This is a genomic window from Rhodohalobacter sp. SW132, assembly GCF_003390325.1.
Lineage (GTDB): Bacteria > Bacteroidota > Rhodothermia > Balneolales > Balneolaceae > SW132.
In genome coordinates this window covers 187,786-199,968 of sequence record NZ_QUOK01000006.1, presented here as the reverse complement: position 1 = coordinate 199,968, position 12,183 = coordinate 187,786, and the positions used below count along the sequence as shown (strand labels likewise).

Annotated in this window: 9 protein-coding genes; 4 read left to right on the top strand and 5 right to left on the bottom strand. The window is 45.9% G+C overall.

The annotated features are described in order from the left end of the window. Positions 1 to 26 precede the first annotated feature (26 nt). Genes recO through DYD21_RS12980 form a run of 3 tightly spaced genes read left to right on the top strand, consistent with a single transcriptional unit; the run spans position 27 to position 2,871 of the window. Complete coding sequence (recO, locus tag DYD21_RS12990; RefSeq protein ID WP_116037423.1) at positions 27 to 764, top strand: DNA repair protein RecO; 738 nt, start codon at positions 27 to 29, stop codon at positions 762 to 764. Beyond that, positions 761 to 2,323 (top strand): trypsin-like peptidase domain-containing protein, encoded by a 1,563-nt coding sequence (locus DYD21_RS12985; protein ID WP_116037422.1) that lies wholly within the window; start codon positions 761 to 763, stop codon positions 2,321 to 2,323. Before recO ends, DYD21_RS12985 begins: the two co-directional genes overlap by 4 nt. Beyond that, positions 2,323 to 2,871 (top strand): hypothetical protein, encoded by a 549-nt coding sequence (locus DYD21_RS12980; protein ID WP_116037421.1) that lies wholly within the window; start codon positions 2,323 to 2,325, stop codon positions 2,869 to 2,871. Before DYD21_RS12985 ends, DYD21_RS12980 begins: the two co-directional genes overlap by 1 nt. A gap of 44 nt (positions 2,872 to 2,915) precedes the next feature. Here the strand turns inward: DYD21_RS12980 and xseA are convergent, their stop codons facing one another. The 3 genes from xseA to DYD21_RS12965 all read right to left on the bottom strand — a co-directional run bounded on the left by xseA (position 2,916) and on the right by DYD21_RS12965 (position 8,569). Continuing rightward, a complete protein-coding gene (gene xseA / locus DYD21_RS12975) occupies positions 2,916 to 4,112 on the bottom strand; it encodes an exodeoxyribonuclease VII large subunit (RefSeq protein ID WP_116037491.1) in 1,197 nt (398 codons plus the stop codon). A 95-nt stretch (positions 4,113 to 4,207) separates the two neighbouring features. Further along, the gene (gene pgm, locus DYD21_RS12970) at positions 4,208 to 5,851 is read right to left on the bottom strand and encodes a phosphoglucomutase (alpha-D-glucose-1,6-bisphosphate-dependent) (protein WP_348636188.1); all 1,644 of its coding nucleotides are present in this window, start codon (positions 5,849 to 5,851) and stop codon (positions 4,208 to 4,210) included. Between the two features lie 117 nt (positions 5,852 to 5,968). Then, positions 5,969 to 8,569, bottom strand: coding sequence for a filamin/ABP280 repeat domain-containing protein (locus DYD21_RS12965; RefSeq protein ID WP_116037419.1), 2,601 nt, complete (start codon positions 8,567 to 8,569; stop codon positions 5,969 to 5,971). 370 nt (positions 8,570 to 8,939) lie between these two features. Between DYD21_RS12965 and DYD21_RS12960 the strand changes: the two genes are divergently transcribed. Continuing rightward, the gene (locus DYD21_RS12960; protein ID WP_116037418.1) at positions 8,940 to 9,815 is read left to right on the top strand and encodes a mechanosensitive ion channel family protein; all 876 of its coding nucleotides are present in this window, start codon (positions 8,940 to 8,942) and stop codon (positions 9,813 to 9,815) included. Between the two features lie 18 nt (positions 9,816 to 9,833). On the opposite strand, the gene DYD21_RS12955 is transcribed toward DYD21_RS12960, so the two are convergent. After that, complete coding sequence (locus tag DYD21_RS12955) at positions 9,834 to 10,619, bottom strand: uracil-DNA glycosylase family protein (RefSeq protein ID WP_116037417.1); 786 nt, start codon at positions 10,617 to 10,619, stop codon at positions 9,834 to 9,836. Positions 10,620 to 10,623: 4 nt separating this feature from the next. After that, complete coding sequence (locus DYD21_RS12950) at positions 10,624 to 12,177, bottom strand: serine hydrolase (protein WP_116037416.1); 1,554 nt, start codon at positions 12,175 to 12,177, stop codon at positions 10,624 to 10,626. Positions 12,178 to 12,183: the final 6 nt, after the last annotated feature.

Sequence of the window (12,183 nt, the reverse complement as noted above, 5' to 3'; positions counted from 1 at the left end):
TATCCGGCCGGTTAATTCAAAGCGATATGCTGGTTAAAACCAAAGCAATTGTACTTAGAACCGTCGACTACAGCGAGTCGAGCATTATCGCTACGATTTTTACACTTGAAAAAGGGAAAGTAGCTGTAATTGCTAAGGGAGCCCGAAAACCAAAAAGTAAATTCGCCGCATTTCTGGTTCCGGGACAGCTTGTGGAAACCGTGTTTTTTTACAAACAGAGCCGTTCTGTTCAGACACTTTCAGATATTGCATATACTCACAAACTGAACTCACTTCGTGTAGATATGGAGAAAATGGCTCTCACTATGTCTGCAATGGAGCTTACCGGGCAAATTCTTCATGAAAATGAAGTAAATGAACAACTTTATCGATTTCTTGAAACTTTTCTGAATTGGGCCGATAAACAAAAGGAGATACCTGCTCTGCTGTTTCCTTATTTACAACTACGCCTTGCAGAATACATTGGCGTGGGAATTCAGCCTTCAGAGAACAGCACTGGCGGGGACAGCGGATTTATCAACATACGCTCTGGAACCGTTTCCGAAGAGCCGGAGGATGAACATTCGGAAAGATTGACGTCCGGCCAGTTTGCGTTTGTTAAAAAAACCCTGCATTCTACAAACGCATCCGTGTTGCGAATCGTTATGGATTCACGAGAAATAAAAAAATTGATCGCAATATTAGATCGCTACTTTACCTTCCATATCGAAGGTATCAAACCTCGGAAATCAGATAAGATTTTCGAACAACTTTTGATGAAATGAATTCAGGCAACAGATTACTATCCGGCATTCTCATGATTCTTATCGGTATCCTCATCGGGATGATCGTAATGTTTCTCAGGCAGGATATGTCTGCGGTTGATCTCACAGAGGTTCGTTTTACAGAAGTAAACCGAAGCGATGTACCGGTCTGGACCAATGAAGATCTTGAAAAAATTGATGATCGATTTGTTTTTCGTTCTGTGGCCAGGAATGTAACGCCTACGGTTGTCTACATCGAAACCATCGTACCGACAAGAAATCAGAATTTTCGGGGAGAGGGTGAAGAGGAAGAAGATAGCTCCATATGGCGTCGTTTCATGCCGCCAAGAGCACAAACGGTGGGTTCCGGTGTGCTTATTTCTTCGGATGGATATATTCTCACAAACAATCACGTGGTTGAAGACGCAATCCGGGATGGGATTACAGTAACACTCGAAGATAAACGAAGCTTTGAATCGAGAGTTGTTGGCCGTGATCCAAGCACGGATCTTGCCGTGATCAAAATAGATGGTTCTGGGCTTCCACATGCTACTATTGGTAACTCCGACTACCTGGAAGTGGGCGAATGGGTGATGGCAATCGGAAATCCGTTCCGACTTCAATCAACAGTAACTGCGGGTATCGTGAGTGCACTTGGACGGGAAGTGGACATCATCAATGATCTTCTCAGAATTGAAAGCTTTATTCAAACCGATGCTGCAATCAACCGTGGTAATAGTGGCGGGGCTCTTGTGAATACAAGCGGTGAACTGATTGGCATCAATACCGCTATTGCCACTCAAAGCGGAAGCTACCAGGGGTACGGTTTTGCAGTTCCCAGCAATCTTGCTATGAAAGTCGCTACGGATATTATAGAGCATGGAGCGGTTCGCAGAGGAATGCTTGGTGTACAGATTCGTTCAGTTGACAGTAATCTTGTCCGGAGTACCGGATTAGATCGAATTCGTGGAGTGTACGTATCAGATGTAGATAATTCTGGTGCTGCGGGAATTGCGGGGCTCAGAGCTTCTGATGTAATTCTTGGCGTGAACGACCAGCAGGTAAATGCATCCAATCAGCTCCAGGAAAAAGTGGCAATGTTTCGTCCGGGTGATTCTATAACACTCACCGTTTGGCGAAATGGTGAAACAATCGAGATCAAAGCAGAACTTAAAGAACTTGAACGACCCGAACCCGAACCTGAAGAGCTTTCACAAAATAATCAACAACAAATTGAACCCCGGGATGAACCATATTACGAAGAGCGTCCGGCTCCCGGCGATAACTCCGGGATCTCTTTTCATCTGTTTGAACCGTTTGGTTTAACGGTTCAGGGGCTCTCATCCCCGCAAGATCCTGATCAGTTCGATTTTTATATCGAGGAGATCAGCCCGGACTCCCCGGCACACAGAAGAGGAGTGCCGGTTGGATCACAAATTGTGGAAATCAACGGAGAGGAGTTGACCGGAAGCGATCAAATGGAACAACTTTTCAGCCGGGCAGTTCGTAATCAGACATCCGTACAACTAAAGATAAAAACTGAACAAGGCTCTGTAGGCTACTATAATCTCACTCCCTGATGAAATCACTCTTTCTTAATATTACTCTGCTGGCGCTGCTTTTTTCCGCGTGTACAACGGTTGAAACTACAATTGATGATGAAGAGACCGTTCCGGACGAAGTAGAAGTAACAGAAGAAATAAACCGGCCAGAGTGGTACGACTTTAACAACAGATCCTATTCAGACTCAGCCGGATTTAACGGTATTGGCCTTTCTGCAGCAACATCCCGGGATAATGCACGGGAAAAGGCAGTTCAACAAGCTATTGCAAATCTGAGATTTGCCGTCGATCAATTTGTTGAGGAAGTGAGAGTGGAACAGGCTGAACAGGCAGGTGTTTCGGAATTTGAAAATGCTGCTTTTATTCTTGATTTAAGAAATGCAGTCCAGGATTTTTCACTAATAGATGATATAGAAATTACTGAAGAGCATTTCGAAACATCCGATTCGGTGCACCAGGTGTATATTATGGTTACACTGGATCATGATGTTGCGTTGAATCGTGTGAGCAGCGCACTTGGACATAACACATTTACAACTGCACTGAACGAACACCAGGTTCAGTAGAATGGAATGATGTTAATCACATCACATAACAGCTCCATGATTTATTAAGGTGTAATCGTTTTTTCACCGTCCTGCCATTCTACTTTCAGAGGAGAACCATCATCAAACTGTTCCCGAGAACGAATCCAGGTTTCGCCTTGCCACACGCGGGAAAACCCTCTCTCCATCGGTTCATTTGGATTTTTTCTGTCAAGGCGGTGAAGGATTTCTTGTAGTTTAGCACGTTTATTCAGCCGTATTTTCTGCTGCAGGTGATGAAGTGTACGCTGATGCGTATCGACTGTTCGTTTCATGTGTACGATCCTGTCTTGTACTTTTAGCAGGGCATGTGAATGTCCGAGCCGGTGCACATACTCTTTATATCGATCAATTTTCTGTTTCAGATGGACCTCAATTCCATGAGCATAATCGTCTATTTGCATTCGCAGGTCGTTGATATCCGGCGCAGCGATCATTGCTGCCTGGGTTGGAGTTGCGGCTCGAGCATCGGCAACAAAATCGCTGATGCTGAAGTCAACTTCATGGCCCACAGCACTTATGATCGGGATCGGGCAGTTGTAAATCGCTCTCGCAACTTTTTCTTCATTGAAGGGCCATAAATCTTCGAGAGAGCCGCCACCACGTCCGATTATCAGAAGTTCAATATCCGGATGTTCAGATAGCGTTTGAATAGCATCTGCCAGCTCCCCGGCGGCATTTAAGCCTTGCACGCTGGCGTGATGGAGATAGAGAGTAGCCAGCGGCCATCGCTGTTCAAACGTGGACCGGATATCGTGAAAGGCAGCACCTGTTGAAGAGGTAATCACACCGATATTACTTGGAAATGGAGGCAGCGGTTTTTTGTGTGCATCATCAAAAAGGCCTTCTTTCTGTAACTTGTTTTTAAGTTCCTCGAATTTTTGCTGCAACCGCCCCATTCCGGCCTGCTGAACCAGGCGCACAATCATCTGGTAACGCCCGTGAGGGGCATAAACCTGGATATCTCCTCCAAGGATCACCTGTTGGCCATCACTGAGTTCCACATCCATTCGCTGCGCTGTTGAGCGCCACACCACACACGGAAGCTGGGCATGATCATCCTTCACAGTGAAATAGTAATGGCCGTTGCGGCTTTGGCTTACGTTACTGATTTCGCCTTCTACCAAAACATCCCTGAAATTTGATTCAAGGATCTGTTTGATCTGGTTCGTGATATCAGTTACTGTAGCAACATCAAATGAGAAAGGAATCTGGTCTGCCATGAAAAAACTATGGATTGAAAAAGATAAAAAAATGACCGGGTACATAATGAAACCCGGTCATGTTCCAGCTGGAAGATTAATGTTAGGGCGGATTCTTACGTTTTACCAAGAACAGAGTTTACAATGGCGATGGCTTCATCCTGAATCTGTTTCAGGTGATCTTTCCCTTTAAAACTTTCGGTATAAATTTTATAGATATCTTCCGTCCCCGAGGGGCGGGCGGCAAACCAGCCGTTCTCGGTTTCTACTTTCAGTCCGCCAATCGGAGCATCATTTCCGGGCGCACGGGTCAGTTTTTTAAGAATCGGTTCACCTGCCAGTTCATTCGCCTGAACCTGGTCAGGTGATAAGTTGGAAAGTACTTTTTTCTCCTCAAGAGTTGCCGGTGCATCGAGCCGTTCATAAACGGGGCTGCCAAAACGAGTTTCCAGCTCTTCGTAATGTTCAGATGGATTTTTCCCGGTCTTTGCAGTGATTTCAGCAGCGAGAAGATTTAAAATTATTCCGTCTTTGTCGGTTGACCATACCGTCCCGTCTTTTTTCAGAAAAGACGCACCGGCGCTTTCTTCACCTCCAAAACCATATTCTCCGTTGAGCAAACCGTCTACAAACCATTTAAATCCAACGGGAACTTCAGCGAGTCTGCGGTCCATTGATTTTGCAACCCGGTCGATCATACTGCTGGATACAAGAGTTTTGCCAATTGCTGCGTCACTGCTCCAGCCCGGACGATTCTGAAACAGGTACTGAATGGCAACAGCAAGATAGTGATTTGGGTTCATCAGCCCGCTTTTGGTTACAATTCCATGCCGGTCAAAATCGGTATCATTGCCAAATGCGATGTCGTATTTATCCTTGAGCCCAATCAGGCTTGCCATGGCGTAAGGGGAGGAGCAGTCCATGCGGATTTTACCATCTTTGTCTACCGTCATAAAGCGGAAGGTGTGATCCACCTCTTTATTCACCACATCGATATTGAGATTATACATTTCGGCGATCGGTTCCCAGTAGGCAAGGCCTGATCCACCCATTGGGTCAGCGCCAATTTTAAGTCCCGATTTGCTGATCGCCTCTACATCAATCACATTTTTTAAATCTGATATGTAAGGCGTAACGTAATCAAACGGTTTAGTGCTGCTTTTTTGAAGTGCTTTTTCAAGAGGAGTTCGCCGAACACCCGTGAGTTGTTCTTCAAGATATGCATTTGCGCGGTTTTCAATCTCTTTGGTGATGTCGGAACCGGCAGGGCCACCGTGAACTGCATTGTATTTAAACCCTCCGTCAGAAGGCGGGTTATGTGACGGGGTGATAACCACGCCATCGGCTTTATTATTTTGATTGTTGCGATTCCAGGCCAGTATTGCATGTGAAACGGCAGGGGTTGGTGTGTACCCAAAACCTTCCTGGTACCGGACTTCAACGTTATTAGCGGCAAATACCTCCAGGGCAGATATCAGTGCCGGTTCCGATAGCGCATGAGTATCCATCCCAAGATAAAGCGGACCGGTAATCCGGTTTTTATTTCGATAGTCGACAACGGCCTGGCTGACTGATAGAATGTGATCTTCATTAAACGTATTGTTCAGCGAAGTGCCGCGGTGGCCGGATGTACCGAATGATACAGTTTGTTCAATCTGGTTGGGATCTGGCTCCCGGCTATAGTAAGATGCGACAAGCCGCGGAATATTTTCGAGTAGGGAATAGGGTGCTTTTTTTCCTGCAAATGAGTCTTCAGCCACTTTTATGTACTCCATTTTTGGTGATGGATTTTTCTGCAACTACAAGCCTTAAAAATGAAGTATAATCACATAAATGGCAAATTTGAGACAGATTAATGTGTGCTGTATTTCTGTAAATCAAAAACGGAAAGAGACTCTGAATCGGTCTGAAACAACATCATTAACTTCATCTACTGAAAATACAAGGTTAAACCATCGCACGGTTGTTACGAGCACAAGGTCATCAAAAACAGCTATTCCATCGCTGTTTGTCTGTACAACTAAAGTGCCAGAGTCAAAGCTCTGACCCCGTTCTGTAGATACCGTTACTGTAATATCAGGAATGCCGTCCCCGGATGAATCAACAACCCGGACGGTCGGTGGACCTTCAATGGGTTCTCCGCTCCTGGAATTTTGCGGCTGAACCTCAATGATGATTTCGTGAGGAATGGGCGGATGAAATTCAACTTCCGGCTCATCCTCAAGGTTCACTCCATTTGCAGAAATGGATACATTGACGGTTTCGGTTATTTCACTTGTGAATTCAAATTCGTATACCCCGGCCGATGATGTTTCTTCAATTGATGATCGGTTCGTTTCCTCTCCTAAACTTACTGTGAAATCACTATCCCCGAGACCGCTAATCGGATTATCAAATTCATCCCGCAGTTCTATGGTTACAGTTGAGTATTCTCCGGGGGACAGAGCGAGAGGATCAGCTGTTACTGTTGAAACGGATGGACTGATATCTGCAGGAGAAATTTCGCTTGTGTACGGGCTGTCAGCCACCGGGTCACCATTAAACAGAATTTCAATTTGATCGGTTCCGGCTTGCTCAGGCCTGTATTCAGCCAGGTATACGACAGGATCATTACTTTCTGTTGGCGTTAGTGACCGGCTGTTTGCACCCGTAATTTCTATAGATAGATTTTCTGACATCCCTCTAACAGAGTTATCAAACGCATCAACCAGGGTGATTCTAAGTTCAGTAACCGAACCGGCAACTCCATCCGGAACTGTTGCAGTTGAAGAGGCGAGATCTGGTTGTGCAGGTGTCACATTAAAGCTGTTGGAAGATTGTACCAGGTTTTCTGCAGAGAATTCAATTCTATACCCATTTCCGGCTGTATGAATAATCAGCGATTCAAAACGGGCAACTCCTTCACTGTTGGTCTCTGCAGTGGTTTCAGAATTTGATGTAAATGACGCTCCTGACAACTCAGCAGACACAGATACTCCTGAAACCGGATTCTCAAATTCATCCGTTACAAGAACCGATGGAGCTGGAGAAATTGCATCTCCCGCAACAGTATTTTCAGGCTGTTGTGTGACCTGCATTTCATCCGGCGGGCCTGCGGCTACATCGCTGCTAAACGGGCTGCCAGAGATTGATTCACCGGAAAGCGTTACTGAAATTTCATCAGTCCCGGTCTGCATCGGTGTGTAAAATGCAGTATAGATGCCGTTTTCAGTTTCTGTAATCTCCGCATTTGCGTTGTTTGCTCCGCTGATGGATACCGCAAGATCACTGGAAACTCCGGAAACCTTATTCTCAAACCGGTCAAGAACGGTGATGGTAATTTCGGTTGGGGATGTCACAGATCCGTCAGGAACGTCTGCACTGCTGTTCGCTGCGTCACCTTCAGCGGCAACAATAGTAAACGGTCTGGAAGAAATGGCCGAAATTTCGTCACTGTCTGTTTCAAATGATAAAACGTATCCTGAAGCGGCTGTGTTGAGGATTAACTGGTTGAACACAGCGATACCGTCGCTGTTCGTTGTTTCGGATAATTCAGATTCTGAACTGAATGAATTTTTGTTTAGAGAAACTATGACTTCTGTTCCCTCAACTGGATTGCCCACCTCATCCGTTAGCACAACGGAAGGTGCAGGGAACATCTCTTCACCGGCTGTAGTTTCAGACGGCTGCTGACGAATAGAAAGTGCAGGCTCTTCAAGTTCTGAAAAAAGAGCGGTAGCTTCTATATCGTCAAACATTTCCACAGTCTGAGAGTTTGAAGTGCCTGTAAGATCTCCCTGCCACTCTGTAAATCTCCATCCAGACTCTGCTGTTGCCGTAATAATAACTTCTTCCCCTTCATCGTATTTGGATTTCTCAGGATCCAGCTGAATCGTACCGTTTCCTTCAATATCAATATCAATTATATAATCCCCCGGTTCACCTTCTTCAAAAATTACAGATACACGCTTTTCGCTGTCTACAAATATTGTCTCGGGATTATCTGAACCGGTGAGATCACCCTCCCAGCGACTAAAATACCAGCCATCATCAGGAACTGCCGTCAGCCGCACTGTAGTGGCCGGAACAGCGAGAGAATCAGATACTTCGGACGTATCTGCCCGTGCAATAATCTCTTCCGTTATGGAACCTGCTCCTTCAATCTCAATTTCGAGTGGGTAATCTCTTTCCACGAAATAAGCGGTTACGGATCTGTCTTGACTTAAAACCAGAGATTCCGGGTTGGAATTTCCAGAAAGACTACCACCCCATCGGTCAAAAATAAAACCGTCAGCGGGCCGGGCTTCAATTTCTATACCGGTATTAAACTCAAACTCACCATCAGAGGGATGAATGGTTCCACTTTCAGCAGGGATAACTGTTGTGGAGAGGCGGTGTTTAGGTATAGTATCTTCAAACGGTGATTGCCCGGAGTCGCAGCTAAGTACCCCGCAAAGGATGAAAAGGAAAAACAGATATCGTAAACGATTTATTTTCACGTGGTTACCTGGTTGAATTTACCGTGCCAGTTTGAGATACTTTGCTCAACTTCTTTAAATCTGAGAAGTTTCAGTAAATTATGGCATCTAAATGCGATACACTCCATACGTATAAATAACCGGATGATCTTTGATTAGCATTCCTATAGTATGAAATATTAAGGTTTATATGGTTTTTATTAATAAGTTTTAATTCTGTAGCAGAACCACAAAACTGTGTGGATGCAGCCCATGTTATTTAGGAAATGGCAGAATTTTCACAGTTCATTTATTCATAAAAGTGATAGGCAGATTGGCAACGAATGAACTATATTCAAAAATTCTCAGATGCATTCCTTTCATCTAACTCTGAAGCCAGATTTCTGTTTATATGACTGATACTCTTTATGAATCTTTTTTTACAGAATTAGAACTATTTGTTGGATTTCTTCCTCGGCTGATTATTGCAGTCACAATTTTCCTGTTGATCTATTTTATAGGAAGAGGAATCGCAAAACTTGTGGTTAAGATCCTGAGCCGTAGTTCAATGCCTGCTGCTCATCACGATTTTTTCAGAAAACTAATCAGTACCATTGCGGTTTTTGTGGGTATTGTGGTCTTTTTAAATTTGATTGGTTACAGCACATTGGCTGCGAGTCTCGTAGCCGGCGGCGGATTGACTGCTGTGATGCTCGGTTTTGCCTTTAAAGATATCGGGGAAAATTTTCTGGCCGGTTTTTTTCTCGCCTTCAGCCGGCCATTTAATTCCGATGACGTAATTGAATCGGGAGGAATTATGGGGCGGGTCAAAAGCATACAGCTGCGGCATACTCATGTTCGCACCAGTGAGGGGTGTGATGTATTTATTCCAAGCGCACAGTTATTCACCAAACCCCTTCATAACTATACGCTGGATGGCTTACGGCGGGGTGGTTTTACTGTTGGTATCGATTACAGTGATGACAGCCAGGCAGCTATCACACTATTACAACAGACTTTGAAAGGGGCGAGGGGTGTTTTAAAAAAACCATCGGCATCCGTCAGTATCAGAGGATTTGATCCCGATTTTGTTGAGCTGCAGGTCTATTTCTGGATTAATGCAAGAGACCAGGAGGCCACTCTCCCGGTTGTTCGTACTGCTTTAATGAACACCTGCCGTAAAGCTTTAATAGAAGCCGGTTTTACATTTAGTGCTGATGTGTCAACAGCTGTAGACTTAAGTCCGGTCAGTGTGAACATGAATGATTCAGCTGATGACTTTGGATAGTTCACCATTGAGATACCACTACGGTTTACCGCCGAGCTCATCATATTTTTTTCGCACAGCCTGCACATCTTCCCAGGTTGGCCGTTTCCACTGCTGATTTCTGAGCAGAGCAGCCGGATGATAGGTAACGGTAAGCTCCGCACCGCGAAACGGATAAAACTGTCCGCGCATATTCTTGAGGGCCTCATCCCGATCAAGAAGTGTAGTGCCGGATATTTTCCCTACACATAGAATTACTTTGGGGGAGATCAGGTCAATCTGTTTCAGGAGGAAGGGCAGACTCCGTCCGCGCTCTTCATCGGTGGGATTCCGGTTATCCGGCGGACGATGTTTTAGTATGTTTGCGATGTAGACATCCTCCCGCTTGAAATTTATTGCTGCAAGGATTTTGTTCAACAGCTGACCGGCAGCCCCAACAAAGGGTTCGCCCTGTTTATCTTCATTGAAGCCGGGTGCTTCACCCACGATCATTAAATCTGCGTTCGGATTTCCCACTCCAAACACAAGGTTTGTTCCTTCGAGGTCCGTTTTTAGCTGGTCTGATTCCTCACAAAGATTTTTCAGTTCATCGAGCGAACGGCAATGTTCCAGTTTTTGATCAATTGTAAGCGGTTCGGTCTCAGATTCGGAGTTGGTTTGAGATGCGGGCTCATTTTTTTCTTCTGCATCCGGTTGATCATCCGGGGGAGAGAGCGTTTGCTTACTCTTAACTCCCACATTCACGGAAAACGGCCCGTACATCTCTTGTTCGTTTTCGAGAAACTGTATGATATCATCCAGAAGATCAGGTTTATGCTCACTCATAGGGTTACTGCTCTGTTTTTTCGAAGTTAACGATCCGGTAGTAATTTGTTGGATACGTTCCAACCTGAAGCATCGCCGGCCTGAGGGCGTACCGTTTGTCAAACGATTCTACGCCGCCATCAAATCCGAGTCTGAAAGTTAGCAAATCTTCGCGCAGTGCCGGATTACGCCATATCACGCGGAACGTATCGTGGTGCCAGTGTTCAAGGTCGGCGGTCAGGTCTTCATCGTCCCAAAACCGGATCGCAAGTTCGCCATTTTCCATAAAGACTTCTGCATTGTCATATAGCTGATCTTCATAAACACCGGCATAATCATTCAGCGGTTTAGTGGGGGAGGTTCCGCTTTCCCGTTTGGCTTCAAACTCTTCTCTTCGCTCCATGTTGCGCTCGTAGTTTGCCAGGTAGTTCTGTCTGTAGAGGTTGTTCCAGTCGGTGTCACCTGGCGATTCGATGTGGTGATCGATCAGGGTGCGGGCAACGGCCTGCTGAAACGAGCTGAAGGTATTTGTGATGACAATCACGCCGAGTTCAAGTTCCGGCAATATCATAAATACGGTGTTAAATCCATCGGTTGCGCCGCCGTGTGATAGTACTCTGTACCCGTTATATTCTGTGATAGAGAGCCCGAACCCGTACGATCGCTGCGGGGCAGTCACAGAGCCAATATTTTGCGATACTTTTGGAGTTTGAATCACTTGCATGGTTTCAGCACTCACCAGTTCTGTATCGCCATAGCTGCCGGGGGTTCCGAGCTGAAATTTCATCCACCTCGTCATATCTGCAGCGGTGCTGTTGACGCCGCCGGCGGGTGCTGCGTTATCCCAGTTTCGGCGGGGGATTTCAACGACTTCTCCTTTGATTTCCTGATGCGGCCAGGCTGCATTTTCTTCATCCAGATCGTTGATCGAACTCACGGTCCGGCTCATACCGAGCGGACCGAAAAGCTCTTCTTCGAGAAATTCACCAAACTCTAAACCGGTAACCTCTTTGATGATGTGTCCGGCGAGGGTATACATCACATTGCTGTAGACGTACTGGGAGCGAAACGGCTGCTCAAATTCATGGTAGCGCATTCTGTAAAGCAGCTCTTCTGTTCCGCGTTTGGTCATGAACTGAAGACGGTTTCCGAGCATCCGGCCTACGCCCACCTGGTGGGTGAGAAGATCACGAATGGTTACGGTGCCCGTGGCGTGCGCATCGCTGAGCTGAAACCAGGGCACATGGTCGATCACGCGGTCATCCCAGTCAATTTCGCCGCGATCCACAAGAATTCCGAGCGCGGTGGCGGTCATATGTTTGCTGACGGATGCAATCCCAAACTGGGTGTGTTCATCAATCGCTTCACCACTGCTCAGTTTTTTGATGCCGTAACCCTGTGTAAGAATCACCTCTCCATCCTTCACCAAACCGACTGTGATTCCCGGAATTCCCCATTCTTCCAATCCATCTTCAACCCATTGGCCGAAATTTTCCGGAACGGCTTCCTGGGCAAAAATTGCGGGTTGCCAGGCGAGAAAAAACAGTAGGGTGAGAAGGGATTGGAGAGTGCGTTTCATAAAAAA